Here is a 22,873-nt window from a genome sequence, read left to right as displayed (position 1 = left end):
GGCCAGTACACCCCGTGATGGGATCACGACACGGCGTGAACTGCCAACACCCCGTCGATGGGGCATGGGCCAGAATTCGCCAATGACGCGAAAGCTGCCGCACCGACGGTCAGTTCGTGCCAACGATGGCATGCGAACTACCTCCGCGTCCGGCTGACACACCGGCGGACTCGCGGCTCGGCCTGCTCGGTTCGCCGTGTGGTGACGGCGAACCGGTTGTCCGTGGGGACTCCGGCGTATCAGCTACCCGGTCCGGTGCGCCCCGGGGCGCACCGATCGTGCGGGGCGGGAGCGAGTTGCGACCCGCAAGTTGGCCCCGGCCCGACGCCCCGGACAAGGTTCGGGCCCCGATCGTCACGGGCGGCCACCTGCGGCCATTCGCGGCAACGCGCCGTCACACAACCGCAATTGCGGCTTCACCCCACCCGGACCACGACGGGCCCTCTGTAGGTTCCGCATCGGTCTGTCCGCCGGAGTCGTTCTGGCGGGGGCGTCGGGCGGGCCGTCAGGGCGCCGGGCTCTGCGCGCCCTCGACGTCGGCGAGCAGTTTGCGCAGGAGCCCGTCCAGGGTGGCCCGTTCCTCGCCCGAGAGGGCGGAGAGCAGCGCGGTCTCGTTGGCCGCGTGGTCGGTGAAGGCGGCGTCCACGAGGGCGCGTCCGGCCGCGGTGAGGGCGATGCGGACGCTGCGCCGGTCCGCCGGGTCGGTGTGGCGTTCCACCAGGCCCGCCGATTCCAGCCGGTCGATCCGGCTGGTCATGCCGGCCCGCGACATCAGCAGCAGCGCGGCGAGTTCGGAGGGCATCAGTTCGTACGGTGCGCCGGAGCGGCGCAGGGTGGCGAGAACGTCGAACTCGCCGCGATGGAGGCCGTGTTGCTTGAACACCTCTTCGACGACCCGGCCCGCGAGCAGCGCGAGGCGGCCGAGGCGGCCGACGGTGCCGACCGCCGCCAGGTCGAGGTCCGGGCGCTCCCGGCTCCACTGGTCGAGCATGACGTCCACGTGATCCATGGGGGCATGTTATTCGATGAGAGATAGTTAGACGTAGTACTATCAGCCATGGAACTATCTGAGCGCTCGCTGTGGGGAGAGGCCAATGACGTTGATCGGACCGGAAGCCGTGGTGGTACGGGGCGACGAAGCCGAGACCGTCGGAATGCTCGGCGGCAAGGGGCGGCTGCTGGCGGACTCCAGCGCCACCGGCGGCGCCCTGAGCACCCTGCGCGTCACGCTGGGGCGCGGCAGGGACGGCGCCACTCCGCACTACCACGGGGGTTCCTCGGAGCTGTTCTTCGTCGTCGACGGCTCGGCCCGGGTGCTGGTCGGGAACGAGGTGGTCACCGCCCGGAGCGGCGACCTCGTGGTGGTGCCGCCCCATCTGCCGCATGCCTTCGCGGCGGCGCCGGACTCCGGGGCGGACCTGCTGATCGTGATCACCCCCGGGGTGGAGCGCTTCGACTACTTCCGCCTGCTGGAGCGGATCCGCGCGGGCGAGGCGACGGTCGAGGAACTGCTCGCCAAGCAGGACCTCTTCGACAACCACTTCCTGGAGTCGCCGAGTTGGCGCGACGCCCGGGAGGAAGCCGCCCGGTCCGAGCCGTAGACCGCCCGGCACCGAGCCCGGCCCGACACCTGGGGAGGAAACCCGTGACCGACACCCGCACCATCACCAACCCGCCCGGCCTGCACGACCCGACGCCGTTCGGCTACAGCCACGCCGCCTCCGCGCCCGGCGAACCGGTGTTCATCGCCGGCCAGTACGCCTCCGACGCCGGCGGTCAGGTCGTGCCCGGTGACTTCGCCGCCCAGGCGGAGCTCGCCCTCGCCAACCTGCGCACCGCGCTCGCCGGGGTCGGTCTCGGCTTCGAGCACGTGGTCCGGCTCGGCTCGTACATCGTCGACCACGACCCGGAGAAGCTGGCCGTCCTCGGCAAGGCCCTGGCCGGGGCCTGGGGCGACCGGCTGCCCGCGCAGACGCTCAGCGGGGTCGCCTCGCTCGCCCTGCCGGGGATGCTCTTCGAGATCGACGCGGTCGCCGTCCGGCCGACGGCGGGGGCAGCAGGCTGACCCACCCACGCACAGGGGTCCCACCGGTCGGCGGGACCTCTCGCCGTACCGCCGCCGTTCGAGCCGGTGCGGACCGCTCACATGGCCCGGGTCGCCGTGCACAGCCGCCGTTCCATGTCGGGGCCGTCGCTGAGGAACAGCACCCGCAGGGACGGCAGCAGGGCTCGGACCGCGCGTCGCGGTCCGAGCCCTGCCCCGTGCGGTGCCGCGCTGCGGCGGCGGTGCGTCAGCCCTGTACGGTGTCGCCGTCCGCCTGCCCGGCGCCCTCGGCCTTTTCTGCCTTCTCGCGCATCTTGCGCACCAGCTCTGCCTTCTGGTCGGCTGCACTCTGGCGGTCGAGGTTGCGGTGCGGACCGTTGTTCTGCCGTTCGGCGCGGGACTGCCTCTTGCGCTGGCCGCCGCCCATGCCCACGGGGTTGTTGATGTTCTTGCTCACGGTTGTGGGTTCTCCCGGTGGTGAAGTGAAGTGGTCTACGGATTCATCGGTGGGGGACGGGCGGCGACGTCGAAGGACGTCAGCAAGGGCCCGTCACGCGCTCACTCGTAAATCGGCGTCTGGAAGAACATGAGAAAGACATTACCCGGTTCCGTCGGCCCTGCACACCAGCCTCTTCGCCGCCCCTGCGTCGGCCGGGCCTTCGGCGAGCGCCCGGGGCCGGCCGGTTCCTTCCCTGGGATCCCACACCCTCGGCGTCGCCTCAGCCCAGGGCCCGGTCGAGGTTGAAGGCGGCGCTGATCAGCGACAGGTGGGTGAACGCCTGCGGGAAGTTGCCCAGTTGCTCGCCGGTCGGGCCGATCTCCTCGGCGAACAGGCCGAGGTGGTTGGCGTAGGTGAGCATCTTCTCGAAGGCGAGCCTGGCCTCCTCCAGCCGGCCGGCGCGGGCCAGCGCCTCCACGTACCAGAAGGAGCAGATCGAGAAGGTGCCCTCGGAGCCGCTCAGGCCGTCCGGGCTGGTGTCGGGGTTGTAGCGGTACACCAGGGAGTCGGAGACCAGGTCCGCCGTGAGCGCGTCCAGGGTGGAGAGCCACTTGGGGTCGGTGGGCGAGACGAACTTGGCCATCGGCATCATCAGCAGCGAGGCGTCGAGCTCGCCGCCGTCGAGGGACTGGACGAACGCCCCCCGTTCGGCCGACCAGCCGCGCCGCATGATCTGCTGGTAGATCGCGTCCCGGGACTGCCGCCAGCGGGGCAGGTCGGCCGGCAGGCCGCGGCGGTTCGCCATCCGGATCGCCCGCTCCAGCGCCACCCAGCACATCAGCCGCGAGTACACGAAGTCCCGGCGGCCCGCGCGGGTCTCCCAGATGCCCTCGTCCGGCTGGTCCCAGTGCTCGCAGAGCCAGTCCGCCACCGCGCCGACGTCCTCCCACCCGGCGCTGCTGATCGGCTGCCCCCACTTGTCTGACAGGTAGACGGAGTCGATCATGGCGCCGTAGATGTCGAGCTGGAGCTAGCCGGTCGCGGCGTTGCCGACCCGGACGGGCGCCGAGCCGAGGTGGCCCTCCAGGTGCGCCAGCTCGTACTCGGGCAGTTCGCCGCGCCCGTCGACGCCGTACATGATCTGCAGCGGGCCGCCCGCGCCGGCGGTGCCGGACATGCGGTCGCAGAGGAAGCCCATGAACGCCTCGGCCTCCGTGGTGAACCCGAGGCGCAGCATGGCGTAGACGCAGAAGGCGGCGTCGCGGACCCACACGTACCGGTAGTCCCAGTTGCGTTCGCCGCCGATCCGCTCGGGCAGGCTGGTGGTCGGTGCGGCGACGATCGCGCCGGTCGGCGCGTAGGTGAGCAGCTTCAGCACCAGGGCGGAGCGGTGCACCATCTCCCGCCACCGCCCGTGGTAGCGCGACCCGGCCAGCCAGCGGCGCCAGAACCGGACGGTCGCCTCGAACTGCTCCTGCGCCTCGGCGCACGCGCACGACCGGGTCGGGACCTCGTCGCCGATCCGGTCGAGGGCGAACACGACGGACTCGCCTTCGAGGAGCTTGAAGTGCGACCACACGTCGAGGCCGTCGCTCTCCAGCGGCGCGGTGGCGGTCAGCGCGAGCGTCAGCGACGGCGAGCGGAACACCGCCTCGTGGCCGTCGAGGTGCACGGTGTGTTTCTCGGCGCCGTAGCCGAAGCGCGGGGCGATGCGCGCGGTGAAGGGCAGGACTCCCCGGACACAGATCACCCGCCGGATCAGCCGGTGCCGGGCCGTTTCGGGCGACTCGTCGACGACGGGCATGAAGTCCTGGATCTCCGCGACGCCGTCGGTGGCGAAGAAGCGCGTGATCAGCACGTTCGTGTCCGGGAAGTAGAACTGCCGGGTGCGCGTGGGCACGTCGGCGGCCAGCTGGAACGACCCGCCGCGGTCGGCGTCGAGGATGGCCCCGAACACGCTGGGCGCGTCGAAGCGCGGGCAGCAGTACCAGTCGATGGTGCCGTTCGTGCCGACCAGGGCGGCCGTGCGGAGATCACCGATCAGGCCGTGTTCGGAGATCGGTATGTAGCGGTGGCTGCCCGCCTGCCCGAAGCCATTGGTGTCGAACGCCATGTCGGCCTCCCCGCCGCTGCGACGCGGACCCGGAGATGGAACCTCGCCTCTCATCGTAGAGCGCCGCTTCGTGGATCCCCGGTCGAGTCCGCCCCTGGCGCACCCGCCGTGCGCGGCCGTGTACCGGGCGTTACGGTCAAGAGCAGGTCAACGACGCTCAAGTCCCGCGCCCAGGAGGTTCCCGTGGCAGCCGACGCCGTGCAGGTGGCACCCGAGGTGTACAAGGTCCTCTTCGAGAACGACAGGGTCCGGTTGCTGGAGGCCCGGCTCGGGCCCGGCGTCACGACCGGCATGCACCACCACCGTGCCAACCTCGTCTACAACCTCGCGGACGGGGAGGTGGTCTTCACCGACGAGTCCGGCGGCACCACGGCGGCCTCGCTCACGGCCGGCGGGACGATGTGGTCCCCGGCGGTGAACCACTCCACGCACAACAGCGGAACCACCGAGGTCCGCTCGCTGCTGTTCGAGCTGAAGTAGCTGAAGTAGCTGAAGGAGCCGAAGGAGCCGGCGTGGGTGAAGCGCCTGACAGCCCGCCGTGGCGGCCGGCTGTTGCGGCCAATCGGTTGAACCTGTACCGCCCGCGTTATTCCTTCCCCCGGTGAGCCGAGGCGTTCCTGACATCTTGTTGGGCGTCGATCCCGGTGCAACGCCGTGCTGTATCGGCCTCGACGACGGCCTCCACAGCGGCTCCCGGAAGGTGTGACCATGCAGGCACCCCCCACCGACAGCACCATCGCGCGTCCACCGCAGCAGTCCGGCTCCGGGAGACGGGTCACGCAGCCGTACCTGCTGCCGCCCGTCGTGGGCAGTGCGTGGTGGATCTGGGGCCTGGCGGGGGCGCTCTTCGCCGTCTACACGACGCTGTCCGTGCGGATCCACGAGCGGATGCTGTCCAACAGCTACGACCTGGGCATCTTCGAGCAGGTGGTCCGCTCCTACGCGGACGGGCACCTGCCCGTCTCCGAGCTGAAGGCGCCCGGCTTCCCCATCCTGGGCGACCACTTCTCCCCGGTCCTGGCGCTGGTGGCCCCGTTCTACTGGGTCTGGCGCACCCCGGAGACACTGCTCGTGGTGCAGGCCGCACTCGTCGCGGTCGGCATGGTGCCGCTGGCCTTCTGGGCCCGACGCGCGCTCGGATCGGGGCCCGCCGCGGTGATCGGCGTCTGCTACGGCCTGTCCTGGGGGATCGCCAGCGCGATCGGGTTCGACTTCCACGAGGTGGCCTTCGCCGTCCCGCTGCTGGCCTTCTCGCTGGCCGCGCTCGGCGACAACAGGCCGCGTGCGGCGGCGTGTTGGGCGCTTCCGCTGCTGCTGGTGAAGGAGGACCTCGGGCTCACGGTGGCGGTGATCGGCCTGCTGATCGCCCGGCGGGGGAGCCGGAGGCCGGGGTTCGTCACGGCCGCGGCCGGGGTCGCCGGGTCGCTGTTCGCCGTCCTGGTGGTCCTGCCGGCCTTCAACCCGAGCGGCGACTTCGCCTACTGGTCGTACGTCGACGGCTCGGGCGAGGGGCCGCACGGTGGCCCGGGCGGCGGACCCGACACGGACACCGTCGTGGCGGGCCTGCTGTACAAGGCGACGATCGGCCTGATCACCCCCGAGGCCAAGGCGACGACGCTGGTGCTCCTGCTGGCCATCACCCTGTTCCTGGCGCTGCGCTCCTCGCTCGTGTGGGTCGCGCTCCCGACGGTGGTGTGGCGGTTCTTCTCGGCCAACGCCTTCCACTGGGGCACCGGCTACCACTACTCGCTGGTGCTGATGCCGATCGTCTTCGCCGCCTTCGTGGAGGCCCTGGCCGCCCGGCGCGCACGGGAGGGCAGCGTGCGGCGCCACCTCCTGGGAGCGGCGGCGGTCTGTCTGTTGCTGCTGCCGCAGTTCCCGTTCTGGCAGTTGGTCCAGCCGGTCACCTGGCGGACCGACCCGCGGCTCGCCGTCGCCCGGCGGCTGATGGACCGGATCCCGGACGGCGCCACCGTCCAGGCCTCCACGCTCCTCGTGCCGCAGCTCACCAACCGCACCACCGTCGGCCTCTTCGGCTGGGAACCCAGCCGGCCCGACTCCCAGTGGATCCTTGTGGACACCTGGATGCCGTGGAACAAACGCTGGCCGCTGACGGTCGAGATCGAGCAGAACCGCCTGAACTGGCACCGCGCGCACGGGTACCGCGACGTCGCCCACGAGGACGGCTACGTGCTGCTGACCCGGACCGGCTGAGCGGCGGGCGACCGCCGGCCCCGAGGACTCCGGACGGTCGGGGAGCCTCGGGGCCGGTGCGGTGGCCGGTGTGGGTTCAGACGGTGGCCGGTGCGGCCTGTTCGGCGAACTTCCGGTTGGCCAGGGTCTGTTCACGGTAGAGCCGGGGCAGGTCGGCGGTGGCGAGCAGGCGGTCGCAGGCGTCCAGGGACGCGCGCGCGTCCCCGACCCAGTACGCCGTGATCGAGTACTCGAAGAGCAGCCCCCAGCGGTAGACCCAGGGCTCCGTGAACAGCCAGTCGTTCGGTACGCCGCGGTCCAGGCCGGCCCGGGCGAACGCGTGCGCGGCCTGGTACCGCCCCATCAGGCGCAGCCGGGACGAGAGCTGGTAGCAGGCCTCCAGCCGTTGCGGCCGGCTCTCCCAGGCCTGGAGCAGGGCGTCCATGGCCGAGGGCCAGTCGCCGGCGTCCGCGGTCAGCACGCCGACCTGGAGCAGCGCGTAGTAGACCTCCTCCGCCCAGCCGCCCATCCGCGCGCGCCGCCGGTACAGCTCGATCGCCTCGGCGGTGCGCCCGAGGTCGCGCATCGTCTGGGCGAGGTAGAAGACCGCGCGGGCGTTGCCGGGATCGCGCTCCAGGTCCTGCCGGAGCAGGCGGGCGTCCCGTTCGAACTTGTCGGCGCGCGAGCCGCCGTCGGCGAAGTGCTCGATGACCAGCGCGTCGAGGTCGGCGGTGCGGTCGTGCTGGTCCGTCGTCAGGTACTCGTGGGTCGAGCCCTCGTAGCGCCACTCGACGGTGCCGCTGACCAGCCGCTTGATCCGGTACTCCAGATCGGCGGGGTGGCGCAGCATGTAGGAGTCGGCCGTGAGCTCGGGCAGCGGGCCGTCCTGCCGCACGACCATGTCGGCGTCGATCAGCAGCAGGTAGTCGGCCTTGCCGCGGGCGTGGCGGATGTTGAGCGTCCGGTTGTGGCCGAAGTCCGTCCAGGCCTCCTCGTGCAGCTCGCCGGGGATCCCGGCCAGCGCACGGCGGATCAGCTCCTGGGTCCCGTCGGTGGATCCGGTGTCGGAGATCACCCAGGTGTCGACGAGGCCGCGCACCGACGCGAGGCAGCGTTCGATGACCGCCGCCTCGTCCTTGACGATCATGCACAGGCAGATGGTGGGCTTCCGGCCACCGGAACGGGACGGGCCGGGGGCGGATGCGATGGGAGGGGAGTTGTCAGGTCGTGCCACAACGGCCTCTCGGGATGGGGGCGGCGGGCTGCGGAGCCGAGCGCGGACCAGGTGCGGCCGGTCGTGCCGGTCCGGCCCGCGCATCGCGCTGGCGATGCTATTTCGGGCCCGCTCCGGTTCCGCGGTCCAACACGGTGTCAGGCCAACGGGGCCGGGCCATTCGTGTGGTCACTGTGGGCCGGGCCGGTGACACTCCGGTCCGTCGCCGCCCGGAAGTGCCGTTTCCCGAGGTCAATGGCGGTCACCAGGCGGGGTCACTTCATCCTGCCGATCTCCGATGGACGAGGAGTACTGGGTGTCCTCACACCAAACGCAGATCCGGAAGGCCGCGGTGCCGAACCGCCGCAAACAGCGCGCCGCAGGGGCGGCGCTTCTCATCGCGGCCGTCGTGTCGACCAGCGGCACGGCCTTCGCCGGCGGGATGCACCTCCACTTCCCGCACCCGAGCCACCAGATGTACGGAAACCACGGCGAGGACGGCTGTCCGCCGGGCGAGCACGACTCGTGGGGCGGTGAGCAGTCCCCTGACGGCGGCGAGCAGGGGCCGAGTGGCAGTGAGCAGGGGCCGGACGGTGGTCTGCCGTCGGCCGACGGTGTCCACGACATGGTGCACCAGCTCGCCGGGTCGATGCTCCAGTCGGGCGCCCCGGGCCGGTCGTTCCGTGACGGCGGCGAAGACCACGGGGACCACGGAGAGAACGGCGACCACGGCGAGCACGCCCACGACGGTCACCACGGCGACCACGGCCATGTGATCGAGTGCGTCGGCCCGACGGGTCCCACGGGTCCGACCGGCCCCGCCGGCGAGGGCGTCACGGGTCCGACCGGCCCCGCCGGCGAGGGCGTCACGGGTCCGACCGGCCCCGCCGGCGAGGGTGTCACGGGCCCGACCGGCCCGACCGGTCCTCCCGGTGAGGGCACCGGGGTCACGGGCCCGACGGGCCCCGCCGGCAACAACGGCAACACCGGGCCGGCCGGAAACACGGGCCCTGCGGGCAACACCGGTCCTGCGGGCACCAATGGCAGTACCGGTCCGACCGGTCCTGCCGGTTCGAGCACGGGCGTCACGGGTCCGACGGGTCCTGCTGGTACCAACGGCACCAACGGCGTCACGGGTCCGACGGGTCCTGCTGGTACCAACGGCACCAACGGTGTCACGGGTCCGACGGGTCCTGCTGGTACCAACGGCACCAACGGTGTCACGGGTCCGACGGGTCCTGCTGGTACCAACGGCACCAACGGCGTCACGGGCCCGACGGGCCCGGCCGGTGCGACCGGCAACACGGGTCCCGCCGGCCCGTGCGAGTCCATCGACTCGGCGACGACGGGGTCAGGAATGATCATCTACACCGGGGTGGTCAAGAACGGCACCGTCCAGGTCGGCAGCCAGCCGCTCAACGGCCCGAACGCCGACGTGACCACCTGGTCGACCCCGCCGGCACTCCCCACGGGCCACGGCCCCGCCTGTGGTGTGGCCATCGCGGACCACGGCAACACCCTCCAGGTGGAGGCCATCACCACCGACGGCACGGTGTACCGGACCTTCTGCAGCTTCGCGACCGGTAGCACCCCCGTCGACTGCGTGACCGGCAACCCGGGCTGGACGCTGATCAGCGCCCAGCCCGCCAGGCTGCGCTCCGGCGCCCCGCCGTTCGGCGCCGAGGCACGGCTCCGCTCCGGATCTGCCGAGCGGCGCTCGATCACGGTGGCCTGGGAGCCGTACGTCCGCCGTACGTCCTGACCTCTGCGATCCCCACGACTGCACCGACACGCCCGCCCCCGGCCACCGCGCCGGGGGCGGGCGTCGCCGTTCCGTTGCGCGCCTACGCCTGGACGATGACGAACTCGCCTTCGCCGACGGGTTCTTCGAAGGCCGCGTAGTAGCGTTCGAGGAGCTCGTCGGGGACGGTGACGCTGTTGGCGTCGCTGCGCCGGTTGCGGTGCGTGAGGCGGCGGTGGAGGGTTTCGAGGTCGGCCCGGAGGCGGACGAGTTCCCACCGGCAGCCGTGGCTCTCGATCGCCGCCTTGTAGCGCTCGCGCGTGGCGCGGTTCCAGAAGCTGTAGTCGATGACGACGGGGCGCCTCGCCTTCATGAGACGGATCAGCTCGTCCCAAAGGCCCTTCTCGGCGGCGGACTTGAGCCGGTCGTACGCCGCCGGGTCGAGGTCGGCGGCGTCGCGGCCTCCGGTGCGGGTCCACACCACCTCGTCGATCGACAGGCGGGTGAACCCGCGGCGTTCGAGGGCTCGCGCGTACGTGGTCTTGCCGGAGCCCGGGAGGCCGCACATCATCACGACCAGGCCGCGCTCCGTGCCGTCGAGGTGTGGCAGGACGTCCCGGTCATCGATGCGGGGGTCGGGGGAGGGGGTGCGCACGGGCGGTCCTCGTTTCCGCGGTCGATCATGAACGAGGTCAGTCTCCACTGCCCGGTGCCGATCGGGCAACGGACTTACCGCACACGCGTGTTCAGCCCGATCGGGGAGTCGTCGCGCCGGGTGTGCCGAGGACGCGGGTGGTGAAGGCCGCGAGCTGTGCCCGCAGGTCCTCGCGGGGCGTCTGCCGTTCGCCCGCCAGGTGTTCGACGAGGTCCGCGCGGGTGGCCGCGAGCAGGGCGTGGGCGGTGAAGCCGGGGTCGGCCAGGCCCGGGAGCCGGTGCAGGAGGTCGCGGAGGAGGGTGTGCCACTGCTCGTAGTGGTCCGTCCGGTACGGGCTGTCGGCGCCGGTGCCCTCCAGGGCCAGCGCGAGGTGCCGGTTGTCGAGCTTGAAGCACAGCAGTGCGTCGAGGAGGGCGGGGACGCGCTCGGCGGGCGGGGTGGCGGGGCCCAGTGGCGGCGGGCCGGATTCGACGGCGGCCGCGAGGGGTTCGAGGCGCGCGCCGTAGAGGGCCCGGATGAGGCCGGTGCGGTCGCCGAAGGCGCGGAAGAGCGTGCCCTTGCCGACGCTGGCCGCGTCGGCGATGTCGGCCATGGTGACGTCCTCGGGGCTCAGGCAGTCGGCGAAGAGGGTGTCGGCGGCGGCGAGGGCGGCGGCCCGGTTGCGGGTCGCGTCCTTGCGGGGCTTGCGCTCGGGCACGGTCGTCCTCCGGTGGGTGGCAGGGGTCGGTTGCGAAGCGGACCGACGGTCCGTATCTTTCGGTGAAGCGGACCGCTGGTCCGTATCGTACGCGACGGAGGGACGAGACCCATGCCCGCGAACACCCGGCCGGCGGAGCTGTACCGCCACGGCCTGCGCCTGCTGCTGGACAAGGACATCGATGCCTGGGTCGGCCTGTGGGCCGAGGACGGCGTGATGGAGTTCCCCTTCGCGCCACCCGGCTGGCCGCGACGACTGGAAGGGAAGGAGGCTGTCGCGGACTACATGCGCGGCTACCCGGACCACATCGACCTGCACGGCTTCCCCGACCTGCGGATCCACGAGACCGCCGACCCGGAGACCATCGTCGTGGAGATGCGGGCCGTGGGCCGCGTCGTGCAGGGCGACGGCCCCTTCGAGATGACGTACATCGCCGTCGTGACCGTCCGGGACGGACGGTTGGCCGTCTACCGCGACTACTGGAACCCGCTCGCCGTGCGGCAGTCGGGCCTGGACTTCGCCGGGAGCGTCGCCCGATGACCGCCGCCACCCTCGTCACCGGCGCGACCGGCACCACCGGCAGCCGGACGGTCGCGCGACTGCTCGCCGCCGGACACCGCGTCAGGGCCGCGTCCCGCCGCGCGACTCCGCTGCCCGGCGCGGAGCCGGTGCGCTTCGACTGGTACGAGCCCGCCACGTTCGAGGACGCCCTCACCGGGGCGGACCGCGTCTACCTCGTGCCGCCCGTCGGCGAGCCCGACCCGGCGTCCGTCATGCTGCCGTTCCTCGGCCGGGCCCGCGCCGCGGGTGTACGGCGGGTCGTGCTGCTCGGCTCGTCGGCCGTTCCGGAAGGCGGTCCGGCGGTGGGGGAGGTGCACCGGGCGCTGCCCGGCCTGTTCGACGAGTGGGCGGTGCTGCGGCCCTCGTGGTTCATGCAGAACTTCACGGGCGAGCACCTCCACGCCCGCAGCATCCGCGAGGACGGCGTCATCCGCACGGCGGCCGGGGACGGGCGGGTCGGATTCGTCGACGCCGACGACATCGCCGCCGTCGCCGTCCATGCCCTCACGGACGACCGCGTGCCCGATGGCGACCTCGTCCTGACCGGCCCGGAGGCGCTGAGCTACGACGAGGTCGCCGCGATCGTCGCCGAGGTCACCGGACGTCCGGTGGTCCATCACCACCTGACGCACGACGAGTTCCGGGACCACCTGGCCGCCGGGATGCCTCGCGAGTTCGCCGAGCTGCTCGCCGGCATGGACGGCGCGATCGCCGGGGGAGCGGAGGACCGCACGACCGACACGGTGCGGCGCCTGACCGGCCGCCCGCCGACCGGCTTCCGGGTCGTCGCCGAACGGGAGTTGACGCGAGGGCGGTGATCCCGCGCCTCAGGCGCCTGCAGCGGGCTCCGTGAGCGCGCGCGTGGCCCGGCGGGCGGCGGCGAGGACGTCGCTCGGGTCCGTGGCGGTGGGCTTGGCGGCGAGCAGGGCCGCGCCGGCGGTGTCGAAGGCCATCACCAGCAGGAGTCGGTCCTGGGGGCCGGCGTCCTCGGGGGCGAGGAGGTCGATGACGCGGTCGAACGCCGCGCGGACGTCCTCGCCCTTCTGGGCCAGGCGCCGCATCAGGGGCTGGTTGGCGTGCGCGAGGAGCATCGCCTGGAGGTGCTGCGGGGTGGTGCCGTCCAGCCAGCGCAGCGCGGCCCGCTGCGGGAGGTCGGGCGTGCGCGGCTGGGCGGTGATCCACTCGACGAGTTCGTCCAGGTCGCGGCGGCGCTCGGACATCAGGCTCGCGACGATGTCCTCCTTGCTGCGGAAGTGGTAGTACAGCGACGACCGCGTGAGCCCGAGGGCCTCGGTGAGGTCCCGGGTGGTGGTGGCCTCGTAGCCCTTCTCGGTGAACAGCCGCAGCGCGACGCGCAGGATCTCGGCGCGCGTCTCGGCGCCGGAGCGCCGCTCGGTTCCGCTGGTGGGGGCCATGGTCTTCCTCTCCTTCGTCGCAGCGGTCCCATCCTATCCACTTACCGAGCGCCCGCTCGGCCTTGCTTACCGAGCGCCCGCTCGGCTACCGTCACTTACCGAGCGCCCGTTCAGTAAATGGCTGAACGGGTGGCCGTCCGCCATGAGCGAAGGAGATCCCCATGGAGACCACGAAGGCCCCGACGAGCAGGCCCCGCATCGCCGTCATCGGCGCGGGGCCCGCCGGACTGACCTGCGCCCGGGTGCTGCAACTGCGCGGCATCGACGTCACGGTGTACGACGCCGACGCGTCCGTCGACGCCCGCGACCCCGGCGGCACCCTCGACCTGCACGCCGACTCCGGGCAGATCGCGCTGGAGGACGCCGGGCTGATGGAGGCGTTCGCCGAACTCGCCCGGCCCGAGGGGCAGGCCAAGCTCCGGCTCGACCACCGCGGCGCCGTGCTCGCCTCGTTCGTCCCCGACGAGGGGGACGTCGCGGCGCCCGAGATCGACCGCGGCGAGCTGCGCGCGATGCTCGCCGCCCACGTCGAGCCCGGCACCGTGCGCTGGGGCCGCAAGCTCGTCGCGGCGGTGCCACTGGGGGAGGGGCAGCACCGGCTGGAGTTCGCGGACGGCGCCTCGGCCGAGGCGGACCTGGTGATCGGGGCCGACGGCGCGTGGTCCCGCGTGCGGCCGCTCGTCAGCGACGCGGTGCCCCGGTACAGCGGGGTGACGTTCCTCGAAGTCCGCTTCGACGACGTCGAGCGCCGCCACCCCCGGGTCGCCGAACTCGTCGGCGACGGGCACGTGTTCGCGAACAACGGCAACGGTCGGGCGATCATCGTCCAGCGCAACGGCGGCGACCGCGTCCGCGGCTACGTCGGCATCCGCGCAGCCCTCGACTGGCACGTCGCCGCCGGTGTCGACCCGGCCGACGCCGAAGCCGTCCGGGGCTTCCTGCGGGCGGAATTCAGCGACTGGGCCGAGGAGTTGCTGCTCCTCGTGACGGACGGCGACGGCGGCTGCGTCAACCGGCCGCTCCACGCCCTGCCCGCCCCGCTCGCCTGGGAGCACGTCCCCGGCGTGACGCTCGTCGGCGACGCGGCCCACCTCATGTCGCCCTTCGGCGGCCACGGCGCGAACCTCGCCATGCTCGACGCGGCCGAACTGGCCCGCGCGATAGCCGAGGAGCCCACACTCGACGCCGCCGTCATCCGGTACGAGACGGCCATGTTCGCCCGCTCCGGCCCGCTCGCCGTCGGCGCCAACGAGGCGCTGGAGCGGTTCTTCGCCTCGGGCTCCTACATCCCGGACCACGCCGCCGAGCACCAGGAGTACCAGCGCGCCGCGGCGGCGTACCGCGACCGCCAGGCTGGTTAACCGTCCGCCTCCCCGCCGAGGCGCTGGAGCAGGTCGAGCAGGGTGGCGCGGTCCCCGGGCGGCAGGGGGGCGAAGCACTCGGCGAGCACGTCGTCGGCGACCCGGTGCCCGGCGGCGAGGACCTGCTCGCCGGCCGGGGTGAGGTGGTGCTCGATGCGCCGCCCGTGCCCCGGCCGGCGCTCCACCAGGCCCTGGGCCGTCAGGCGGCCGGCGAGCGTGCCGAACGCCTGCTCGCTCTGGAAGGTCGCCGCGGCGAGCGCGCGGGCGGACGCCCCGGGCGAGCGGCCGATCGCCCGCAGGGCGTCCCACTGGGCCAGCGTCGTGCCGACGGCGGCCAAGGCGGTGTCGAGCGCCCGGTGCTGCCGGTACTGCGCCTGCTTGACCGCTCGTCCGAGAACCTGCAGCTCATCATGCATGGGGCGAGTCTAGGCCGGGTCCGCCCGATAACCAAGCTAGCTTATATAAAGATATTTAGTTACCCTGAGGTCATGACCCTCTTCCGCACCACCGTCATGTACGGCGACCTTCCCCTCACCCTCTCCGAGGCCGGCCGCGGCAGGCCGGTCCTGCTGCTGCACGGCGGCGGAGGCCCGCACACGGTGGCGGGCCTCGCCGAGCACCTCTCCCGCAACGCGCACACCATCGCGCCGACGCACCCCGGCTGGAACGGCACACCCCGCCCCGACTGGCTGGCCGGCGTCGACGACCTCGCCCTCTTCTACCTCCGCATGCTGCACGAGCGGGGGCTGGAGGACGTCCTGGTCGTCGGCTCCTCACTGGGCGGCTGGACCGCGGCCGAGATGGCCGCGCTCGACACCACCGGGATCGTCACCGGCGTCGTCCTGATCAACGCCGTCGGCGTGCGGATCGAGGGCGAGCCGATCACCGACTTCTTCGCCCTCGACGCCCGCGCCGCCGCCGAACACTCCTGGCACGACCCCGACCGCTTCTTCGTCGACCCGGCCGGCCTCTCCGCCGACCAGGTCGCCGCCCACCAGGCCAACATCGCCACCATGCGCGTCCTCGCCGCCGACCCCTACATGCACGACCCCAAGCTGCTCCACCGCCTCCCGCGCGTCGAGGTGCCCGCCCTCGTGCTGTGGGGCGAGAGCGACCGCGTCGTCACCCCGGCCTACGGCGCGGCGTACGCGGACGCCTTCGGCGACGGGCGCTTCGAGCTCATCGCCGGGGCGGGCCACCTCCCGCAGATCGAACAGCCGGAGGCGACCTTCGCCCTGATCGACGCCCACCTGCACGGTGGGGAGTGACCTACGTCAACGCGCGCTCCAGGAGGGGGAGCAGCTGCTCCCAGTGGCGCTTCAGGCCGTCCGGATCGAAGGCCGAGGTGTCGGACATCGTGAAGCCGTGGACGGTACCGGGGTAGATCTCGGAGGTGTACGTGAGGCCGGCCGCGTCCAGGGCCCGGTTGAGCTCGGCGAGGGCCTCGGGGGTCAGGTCGCTCGCGGCGTGGCCGAGGTGGACCTCGGCGGCGATGGCTGACAGGAGGCGGTGCAGGCCGTCCGGCCCCTCGGCGACCACCGGGCCGTGGAATCCGGCGACGGCGGCGACCTGCCCGGGGTGGGCCGAGGCGGTGCGCAGCGCGAGGAGGCAGCCGAAGCAGTAGCCGGTCACGGCGACCGGTCCGGCGGCGACCTCGGGCCGGGCGGTGAGGAAGCGGACGAAGGCGTCGGCGTCACGGAGCGTCGGTTCCGTCGTGTGCGTCCGGACCAGGGGCATCAACTGCCCGACGATTCCGTCCCGGGCGTCATCGCCGATGTACTCGGGGAGCTCGACGACGGGCGACGGGCCCTGCCGGTAGAAGAAGTTGGGCACGAGCACGTAGTAGCCGTGCCCGGCCAGCTCGCGGGCCATCTCCTGGATCACCGGGCGGATGCCGAAGGCGTCCGGGTACATGAGCACCCCGGGGTGCTGCCCGTCCTGCTCGGGGAAGGCGGCGAAGGCGTCGGCCCGGCCGTCGGGGGTGGGGATCAGCAGTGTCGCGGTACGGGTGGACATGAAGTCTCCTGTCGTGGTCGGTGCTTCGAACCCGAGGTCGAACACGACGGAGGAGGGGCCCGCGCGCAAGCGCCGGGCCTTCGGTCGAACTGCGGGCCCGTGCCGGCCCGTCCGGCGCTCAGCGGAGCGCCGGGGCAGCAATCCGTGTGTGGCGCAAGGCCGTCCCGGTAGTCATCGCCGACAACCCTAGTGCGACGGGCGCCGCCGATCCACCGAACCGGGGACGGCTGTCGGATGCCTCCCGGTCGGTGACCACCGACCGTACCGCGGTGCCCGGACGGTACGGAACACCCGTACCGTCCGGGCGGGGAAGGCCGCAGGAGTCCGACGGCGGCCGGAGGCTAGCTAATCCTGGATCCCGGGCGTTGGGCGGGCAGGCCGCTGCGCTCGTTCTGGAGGTCCCACAACTCGCGGAAGCGGCCGCCCTTCTCGGCCACCAGCTGGGTGAAGGTGCCCTCCTGGAGGACCTTGCCGTCCTCCAGGACGACGATGCGGTCGGCGACGGCCACGTTCGTGAGCCGGTGCGTGACGAGGACGACCGCCCGCTCCTGCGCGACGGCGCGCAGGTTGCGGAAGATGCGGTGCTCGGCGCGCGGGTCGAGGGCGGCGGTGGGTTCGTCGAGGACCAGGAGGCCGGCCTCGCGGTGGAAGGCGCGGGCGATCGCGAGGCGCTGCCACTGGCCGCCGGAGAGTTCCTCGCCGCCCATCCACTCGACGGCCAGGAGCGTGGACAGGCCCCGGCGGAGCTTGGCGACGACCTCGGCCGCGCCGGAGGCCTCGGCGGCGCGCAGCACGGCGGCGTCGCCGTCGGCGGCGGGCTGGCCGAGGGTGATGTTGTCGCGGCAGGTGAGCGGCCACCGGGCGTAGTCCTGGGGGACGACGGCGACCTGGTGCCACAGGGCGTGCGGGTCGAGGTCGCGGGTGTCGTGGCCGTCCCACCGCACGGATCCGGCGGTGGGCAGGTAGAGGCCGGAGAGGAGTTTGGCGAGGGTGGTCTTGCCGGAGCCGTTCTCGCCGACGAGGGCCAGGATCTCGCCGCGTTCGACGTGCAGGTTCACGCCGTCGAGCGCCGTGCGTTCGGAGGAGGGGTAGGCGTAGCGGAGGTCCTCGACGGCGATGCGGCGCGGAGGCTCGGGCACCCGGTCGCCGCGCCGGGGGCGGTGGCCGCCGGCGGTGTCGAGGAAGGTGGACCAGTCGTCGAGGTACATGCCGGTGCGGAACAGGTCGGCGCCGTAGCCGACGATGCCGTGCAGGCTGGTGCCGACCGCGCCGAGCGCGAACACCGCCGCGCCGCCCTGGGGGAGGCCCATGCGGCCGGTGCTGACGAGCCACAGCATCGCCGCCCACACGAGGGCGGTGCCGAGCCCGGTGGCGGCGGCGCCGAGCACCGAGACGCGGGCGCTCTGCAGTGCGGCCCGGCGGGAGGTGGCGTCGAGGCGGCGGCCGACGTGCTCGTACTTCTCGAGCAGGAAGTCGCCCATGGTGTCGGAGCGGATCTGGTCGGCGTTGCGTTTGACGTGGATGTACCAGCGCAGGTTGGCCATGATCCGGCGGTCGCCGATGGTGGCCCGGTTCGCGAGGAACTGGACCCGGGCGGCGCGCACCGACGCGAAGCCCTGCGGCAGCGCGGCGAGCACCAGCAGCGGGAGCAGGAGGGGGTGGAGGACGGTGAGGACGCCGGCGGCGCCGATGAGCGAGGCGACGGAGGCGATCAGGTTCTGCGCCTCGCCGACGATGTCGACGCACACGTCGGCGCCGCGGTCGGCGGCGTCCAGTTCGTCGTTGTAGCCGGCGGTGTCGTAGGCGGTGAGCTCGGCGGCGACGGTGGCGCGCAGGACGGCCGCCTCGGCCTCGCGGGAGATGCGCGGGGAGAGGTGGATGGTGATGGTGCGGATCGTGATGCCGAGCAGCGAGCGGGCGCCGGCCGCGGCCGCGATCACCAGGATCGACGGCGCGGCGTGCGCGAGCTTGTCGCCGACCCGGCCGGGGCCGAACAGGGCGGCGATGGTGCCGGTGGTGGCGAGCAGGCCGGTCGCGCCGAGGACGGCGGAGAGGACCTGGCAGGCGAGGAGCAGGGCGACGGAGAACCGGTCGATGCGCCAGCCGAGGCGGAAGGCGCGGACGACGAGCGTGGGCAGGCGGCGGGCCATCGCGCCGACGCTGATCGCCTCGATGGTCTCGATGCGGCGGCGGTCGGCCAGCCACGTGAGTTCCTCGTCGGCGTCGTCGGGGGCGTTGACGCCGTCGGCGGACCGCTGGGTCGGGGCGCTCATGCTCCCACCTCGCGGGGGTCGTTGAACACCGGGGTAGGGGGATTCACCACAGCTCCTCCAGGCGCGTGAACGGACGTGCGGAGCCGTCGCCGGGCAGCCCGAGTAGAGCCCAAATGGGCAAAGGGACAACGGAGTTGAGGCTGCACGGCGGGCGGCGGAGGTCCGATGATGGTGCTGTTCGAGCCCGTCGTTCAAGCGATTTGCTCCCGGGCGAGCCCGGGTCGAACGGGGTGTTTTCGAGCACCCGGCGGGAGGCCCGTGGAGCGGCGGGAAGCCGGGCGCGCAAGGCGCGGAGACGTCGGCGGGGGAGGTCGGACGGCGCCGCGGACCCGTCGCCGGATTCACTCGTTCGGCTGGTCGTGCGGCGCGCGCGGGGGCCCCGAACGCCACCGGGCCTGCCGTCCGTGGACGACAGGCCCGGTGGCGGTTCCCGGTCGGTCAGCCGATGCCGAACCAGCCGAGGACGGTCTGGCCCAGCAGGATCGTCGACATGAGTGCGACGCCGACGACCGCGACGGTGGCCACGACGCGGTAGCGGGGGCTGTTGGCCGCGTCGCCGAGGACGGACCGGCGGTTGGTGAGCACCAGGAGGTAGACCAGCACGATCGGGCTGATCAGGCCCTGGAGCACCTGGGTGCCGATCAGCAACTGGATGAGGTCCACCGGGGTCAGCGCCACGATGGCGCCGAGCGCGATCTGGGCGGTGAACAGCCCGAGGAACAGCGGCGCGTCGCGGAAGCTGCGCGACACGGAGCGCTCGACGCCCGCGGCCTCGCCGATCGCGTAGCTGGCGGAGAGCGGCACCACGGCGCCGGCCAGGGCGGAGGCGCCCATCAGCCCGAAGGCGAACAGCAGCTCGGCGCCGTGCCCGGCGACCGGCTTGAGCGCCTCGGCGGCCTCGGAGGCGGACTCCAGCGGGCCGGTGCCGCCGATGGCCGAGGCGGTCGCGATGATGATCGTCAGGCTGATCACGCACGCGAACACCGCGCCGAGCACGGCGTCCGCCCGGATCAGCTTGTAGTCGGCCGGCTTGGCACCGCGGTCGACGACGCCGGCCGCCGCGTAGAACTGCATGTACGGGCTGACGGTCGTGCCGATCAGCGCGACGGCCAGCAGGATGAAGTCCTTGCTGGGCTCCAGGTGCGGGACGACCAGGTGCTCGCCGACCTGCCCCCAGTCCGGGTGGCCCATGACCATGGCGACGGGGTAGGCGAAGAACGCCAGCGACATCACCAGGAAGATGCGCTCGGCCCACTTGTACGAGCCGAACAGCACCAGCGACCAGAGCAGGACGGCGGCCGGCGGGATGACCGCCCACTTGGGCACCCCGAGCAGCTCGAAGGCCGCGCCGATCCCGGCGAACTCGCTGACGACCAGCCCGGTGTTGGCCAGCAGCAGGCAGAACACGGCGAGCGCGGTGAGCCGCAGGCTGAACTGCTCGCGGATGAGCGCGCCCAGGCCCTTGCCGGTGTGCGCGCCGAGCCGGACGGCCATCTCCTGCACCATCACCAGGGCGATGGTGACGAGCACCATGAAGAACAGCGTCCCGTAGGTGAACTGGGAGCCGGCGCTGGCGTAGGTGGCGATGCCGGCGGCGTCGTTGCCGGCGTTGGCCGCGACCAGCCCGGGACCGGCCACCATCGCGACGGCGGCGATCCGGCGGAAGCCTCTTCGGCGTCCGGGCGAGGGCGTGGACGACCGCGGCTCGGCCGGCGCGGCCGCGGACGCGTCGGCGCCGGGGCGGGTGTCGAGGTCGCGGGTCACTTGAGGAGCCTCCGGAAGTGCAGGCGCCCGCGCTCGGGGAGCAGCGAGTCGAGGATGTCGTCGGCCAGGACCCGGCCGAGGGGGCGGTCGGTGTCGTCGACCACGAGCAGGGAGGTGGCGCGGGCCGCGACCAGGTGGTGGGCGGCCTCGGCGAGGCGGGTGTCGGGGCGGACGGTCACCGGCGGGCCGAACTGGGCCCGCCAGGCGACCAGGTCGGCGATCACGGTGGTGTCCTCGGCGACGGCGAGGTCGAACAGCGGGATGTCGCCGACCAGGACGCCGTCGTCGTCGAGGACGGTCACCGCGTCGATGTCGGTGCGGTGTTCGGCCTGCGCGGCGAGTTCGGCCCGCACCTCGCCGACGGTCTGGGCGGACTCGGCGGTGACGAGCAGGGTGGTCATCGCGCCGCCGGCCGTGCCCTCGCGGTGGGTGAGCAGGGAGCGCAGCTCGGCGGCCTCGGGCTCGGGCATCCGGGCCAGCAGGTTCTCGCGCTCGCCCGGGTTGAGGTCGCGCAGGGCGTCGGCGGCCTCGTCCGGCTCCATCTCGTCGACCAGCCGGGCGGCGTGCTCGGGCGGCGCCTCGCGCAGGAGGTTCTCCAGCTCGGCGGGCTCCATCTCCTCCAGGGCGTCCGCCGCGTGCTCCGGCTCCAGCCAGCCGAGCAGCTGCTGGCGCTCGTGGCGGCCGAGGTCCTCCAGGATGTCGGCGAGGTCGGCCGGGCGCAGCCGGTGGAGCGCGGAGCGGGAGGCGCGCAGCCTTACCTCGGCGGGGCCGTGGGTGGCCTGCTCGCCGAAGGGGGCGACGGACTGCCAGTCCAGGACGCCGTCCGGGGTGGGGCGGATCTGCCAGCGGCGCGGGCCGAGGCGGCGCAGGAGGGTGGGCAGCGAGACGTCGACGCCGACCAGGACGGTGCGGGCGGCGAGAGGGGCGAGGTAGAGGTCGGCGGCGCGGGTGACCTGGACGCCGTCGACGTCGACGAGCTGGTGATCCATCACGTCGCGGGCGAGCAGCACCTCGCCGGGCCTGCGGTTGAACTCGCGCAGGTCGACGCGGGAGGTGCGCAGCCGCACTCCGCAGGTGTGGATCCGCTCGACGGCGGTCGCCGCGATGAACGCGCGGCGCCGGCCTATGCGGATGATCAGGCCGGTGACGGGCGGGTAGGGCTCCGGCCCGTAGAGGCGGGCGACGACGTCGACGACGCGGCCCACCTCCTCGCCGGCCTGGTTGGTGACCGGGCCGCCGACCAGCCCGGCGAGCGAGACGAGCGACGAGCGGACGGCCTTGGTGACGGTGGTGCGGCGCTCGGCTTCGACCGTGCGGTCGCGAAGGCGCGCCGTGGCGGACGAGAACAGCGTGGTGGTGGCCATGGAGAAACCCCCCTTGCCCCGGCAGGACGGGACATCGGGCCGCCCGGTGGCATGGCGCTGCCAACCTTGACCGCAGGGCTCACCGGGCGCGCGCAGGGGCCTCCCGCGTCACGTGGACGCGAGGGGGGAAGCGGAGCGGACCCGGCAGGTCAGGGAAGGAGGAGCCGCCTGGAGCAGCGGAAGAAGGACGGCGGGAACGAAACGGTGAAGGGCCGACTATGGCCAGGACTTCCGTCCATCACGCCCCCTCCCGATCTCGGCCGCGATCCGGCGCCGCGGCGGCATGGCAGGGCGGACGGACGTCACCGCCCGATGCACCCCAACTCGTCAGAGCTTTGGCACTCCACGGCGTGTCCCCGGCCGGTTCGGGCGGGGAAGCCACTTGGGGTCACCCCTTGGGCCGGGGAGACCTGTCCTGATCCGGAGCGTCTCTCGACGGGTGGGATCAGTGGCCTGTGTCCGTGAAGACGCCTCACCGAACGAGGTGTCTTTTCGAATCCTTGACAGGATAGGGCCTTGCCATCCCTCCGGCATAACCCTTGACCTGAGCTTGACCCCGCCCCGACCAGCGGGGGAGCCGCCGGGCGCGCGTCGGGGCGCGCGCGAGCGGAGGCGTACGCGGGGGCCGGGAAGGCGAGAGGACCCGGGAGCGTAGCCTGCTCCCGGGCCCCTGTGTGCCGCCCAATTGCTCACACCGGCACGTTTAAGGGCCGCGGATCAGATTGAAACCGACGCGTTCTGCCGTTGAACTACCGTGCCACGGAGCGGCACAGGCAGGACTTGAACCTGCATTCGTCGATGTTCGTCCGCACCCGGTCGATCCGGTGTTCGGCGGCGAATGCTGAGACTGGAGCGAGAGTCTGAGTTTGACGGGGCCCGCCTCTGCCTGGCTTGGGCTACCCCGGCCGGTGGTGCCGGGGGGAGGATTTGAACCTCCACTGTGACCCCTGGGTCAGCTTCAACATCAGTGTCAGCTTTTTCGCACCGCGCGAGCGCCCCCATCCGGTCTCCCGGAGAGTTCTCG

Annotated in this window: 21 protein-coding genes, 1 pseudogene and 1 riboswitch; of the genes and pseudogenes, 9 read left to right on the top strand and 13 right to left on the bottom strand. The window is 72.7% G+C overall.

The window, feature by feature from the left end:
- Window positions 1-505: 505 nt before the first annotated feature.
- On the bottom strand, window positions 506-1,009 hold the full coding sequence (locus ACFXDE_RS17800; RefSeq protein WP_380495231.1) for a MarR family winged helix-turn-helix transcriptional regulator: 504 nt from the start codon (window positions 1,007-1,009) through the stop codon (window positions 506-508).
- Window positions 1,010-1,094: 85 nt separating this feature from the next.
- On the opposite strand from ACFXDE_RS17800, the gene ACFXDE_RS17795 reads away from it, so the two are divergent.
- Together ACFXDE_RS17795 and ACFXDE_RS17790 are read left to right on the top strand one after the other, a co-directional pair.
- Entirely contained in the window at window positions 1,095-1,601 is a 507-nt protein-coding gene (locus ACFXDE_RS17795) for a cupin domain-containing protein (protein ID WP_380495229.1), read from the top strand.
- A gap of 44 nt (window positions 1,602-1,645) precedes the next feature.
- A complete protein-coding gene (locus tag ACFXDE_RS17790; protein WP_380495227.1) occupies window positions 1,646-2,065 on the top strand; it encodes a RidA family protein in 420 nt (139 codons plus the stop codon).
- Window positions 2,066-2,291: 226 nt separating this feature from the next.
- Here ACFXDE_RS17790 and ACFXDE_RS17785 read toward each other — a convergent pair whose 3' ends face one another.
- Window positions 2,292-2,501 (bottom strand): DUF6243 family protein, encoded by a 210-nt coding sequence (locus ACFXDE_RS17785; protein ID WP_380447524.1) that lies wholly within the window; start codon window positions 2,499-2,501, stop codon window positions 2,292-2,294.
- 262 nt (window positions 2,502-2,763) lie between these two features.
- A pseudogene (locus ACFXDE_RS17780) lies at window positions 2,764-4,596 on the bottom strand (glycoside hydrolase family 15 protein).
- A 183-nt stretch (window positions 4,597-4,779) separates the two neighbouring features.
- Between ACFXDE_RS17780 and ACFXDE_RS17775 the strand changes: the two are divergent.
- Both ACFXDE_RS17775 and ACFXDE_RS17770 read left to right on the top strand, forming a co-directional pair.
- The gene (locus ACFXDE_RS17775) at window positions 4,780-5,076 is read left to right on the top strand and encodes a hypothetical protein (protein ID WP_380495225.1); all 297 of its coding nucleotides are present in this window, start codon (window positions 4,780-4,782) and stop codon (window positions 5,074-5,076) included.
- Between the two features lie 228 nt (window positions 5,077-5,304).
- Window positions 5,305-6,810, top strand: a complete 1,506-nt coding sequence (locus ACFXDE_RS17770) for a DUF2079 domain-containing protein (RefSeq protein WP_380495222.1) — start codon at window positions 5,305-5,307, stop codon at window positions 6,808-6,810.
- Window positions 6,811-6,886: 76 nt separating this feature from the next.
- On the opposite strand, the gene ACFXDE_RS17765 is transcribed toward ACFXDE_RS17770, so the two are convergent.
- Window positions 6,887-7,936: a glycosyltransferase gene (locus ACFXDE_RS17765; protein WP_380495220.1), complete on the bottom strand. Its 1,050-nt coding sequence runs from the start codon at window positions 7,934-7,936 to the stop codon at window positions 6,887-6,889.
- A 388-nt stretch (window positions 7,937-8,324) separates the two neighbouring features.
- Window positions 8,325-8,774 carry a hypothetical protein gene (locus ACFXDE_RS17760; protein WP_380495218.1) on the bottom strand — a complete coding sequence of 150 codons (450 nt, stop codon included), beginning with the start codon at window positions 8,772-8,774 and terminating at the stop codon, window positions 8,325-8,327.
- A 585-nt stretch (window positions 8,775-9,359) separates the two neighbouring features.
- Here ACFXDE_RS17760 and ACFXDE_RS17755 point away from each other — a divergent pair.
- A complete protein-coding gene (locus ACFXDE_RS17755; RefSeq protein WP_380495216.1) occupies window positions 9,360-9,764 on the top strand; it encodes a hypothetical protein in 405 nt (134 codons plus the stop codon).
- 82 nt (window positions 9,765-9,846) lie between these two features.
- Here ACFXDE_RS17755 and ACFXDE_RS17750 read toward each other — a convergent pair whose 3' ends face one another.
- Entirely contained in the window at window positions 9,847-10,398 is a 552-nt protein-coding gene (locus tag ACFXDE_RS17750) for an AAA family ATPase (protein ID WP_380495214.1), read from the bottom strand.
- Between the two features lie 91 nt (window positions 10,399-10,489).
- Window positions 10,490-11,095: a TetR/AcrR family transcriptional regulator gene (locus ACFXDE_RS17745; protein WP_380495212.1), complete on the bottom strand. Its 606-nt coding sequence runs from the start codon at window positions 11,093-11,095 to the stop codon at window positions 10,490-10,492.
- Window positions 11,096-11,206: 111 nt separating this feature from the next.
- Here ACFXDE_RS17745 and ACFXDE_RS17740 point away from each other — a divergent pair, with 111 nt between their 5' ends.
- Together ACFXDE_RS17740 and ACFXDE_RS17735 are read left to right on the top strand one after the other, a co-directional pair.
- On the top strand, window positions 11,207-11,635 hold the full coding sequence (locus ACFXDE_RS17740; RefSeq protein WP_380495210.1) for a nuclear transport factor 2 family protein: 429 nt from the start codon (window positions 11,207-11,209) through the stop codon (window positions 11,633-11,635).
- Window positions 11,632-12,474 (top strand): NAD(P)H-binding protein, encoded by an 843-nt coding sequence (locus ACFXDE_RS17735; protein WP_380495208.1) that lies wholly within the window; start codon window positions 11,632-11,634, stop codon window positions 12,472-12,474. Before ACFXDE_RS17740 ends, ACFXDE_RS17735 begins: the two co-directional genes overlap by 4 nt.
- A 9-nt stretch (window positions 12,475-12,483) precedes the next feature.
- Here ACFXDE_RS17735 and ACFXDE_RS17730 read toward each other — a convergent pair whose 3' ends face one another.
- Window positions 12,484-13,071, bottom strand: a complete 588-nt coding sequence (locus tag ACFXDE_RS17730; RefSeq protein WP_380495206.1) for a TetR/AcrR family transcriptional regulator — start codon at window positions 13,069-13,071, stop codon at window positions 12,484-12,486.
- A gap of 161 nt (window positions 13,072-13,232) precedes the next feature.
- Between ACFXDE_RS17730 and ACFXDE_RS17725 the strand changes: the two genes are divergently transcribed.
- Window positions 13,233-14,432: an FAD-dependent oxidoreductase gene (locus tag ACFXDE_RS17725; protein WP_380495203.1), complete on the top strand. Its 1,200-nt coding sequence runs from the start codon at window positions 13,233-13,235 to the stop codon at window positions 14,430-14,432.
- Here ACFXDE_RS17725 and ACFXDE_RS17720 read toward each other — a convergent pair.
- Window positions 14,429-14,848, bottom strand: coding sequence for a MarR family winged helix-turn-helix transcriptional regulator (locus tag ACFXDE_RS17720; protein WP_380495200.1), 420 nt, complete (start codon window positions 14,846-14,848; stop codon window positions 14,429-14,431). The two genes, ACFXDE_RS17725 and ACFXDE_RS17720, sit on opposite strands and share 4 nt — an antisense overlap.
- A gap of 72 nt (window positions 14,849-14,920) precedes the next feature.
- On the opposite strand from ACFXDE_RS17720, the gene ACFXDE_RS17715 reads away from it, so the two are divergent.
- Entirely contained in the window at window positions 14,921-15,700 is a 780-nt protein-coding gene (locus tag ACFXDE_RS17715; protein WP_380495197.1) for an alpha/beta fold hydrolase, read from the top strand.
- A 1-nt stretch (window position 15,701) separates the two neighbouring features.
- Here the strand turns inward: ACFXDE_RS17715 and ACFXDE_RS17710 are convergent, their stop codons facing one another.
- From ACFXDE_RS17710 to ACFXDE_RS17695, 4 genes are all read right to left on the bottom strand, one after another.
- Entirely contained in the window at window positions 15,702-16,448 is a 747-nt protein-coding gene (locus ACFXDE_RS17710; RefSeq protein WP_380495195.1) for a dienelactone hydrolase family protein, read from the bottom strand.
- A gap of 341 nt (window positions 16,449-16,789) precedes the next feature.
- A complete protein-coding gene (locus tag ACFXDE_RS17705) occupies window positions 16,790-18,721 on the bottom strand; it encodes an ABC transporter ATP-binding protein (protein WP_380447497.1) in 1,932 nt (643 codons plus the stop codon).
- Between the two features lie 438 nt (window positions 18,722-19,159).
- Complete coding sequence (locus tag ACFXDE_RS17700) at window positions 19,160-20,485, bottom strand: NRAMP family divalent metal transporter (RefSeq protein ID WP_380495192.1); 1,326 nt, start codon at window positions 20,483-20,485, stop codon at window positions 19,160-19,162.
- Window positions 20,482-21,849 (bottom strand): magnesium transporter MgtE N-terminal domain-containing protein, encoded by a 1,368-nt coding sequence (locus ACFXDE_RS17695; protein ID WP_380495190.1) that lies wholly within the window; start codon window positions 21,847-21,849, stop codon window positions 20,482-20,484. The genes ACFXDE_RS17700 and ACFXDE_RS17695 overlap by 4 nt, the downstream gene beginning before the upstream one ends.
- 311 nt (window positions 21,850-22,160) lie before the next feature.
- Window positions 22,161-22,340, bottom strand: a riboswitch (M-box (ykoK) riboswitch).
- Window positions 22,341-22,873: the final 533 nt, after the last annotated feature.

Source organism: Kitasatospora sp. NPDC059408, from assembly GCF_042751525.1.
In the GTDB taxonomy this organism is placed as follows: domain Bacteria; phylum Actinomycetota; class Actinomycetes; order Streptomycetales; family Streptomycetaceae; genus Kitasatospora.
This window is presented reverse-complemented; position numbering and strand designations above follow the sequence as displayed.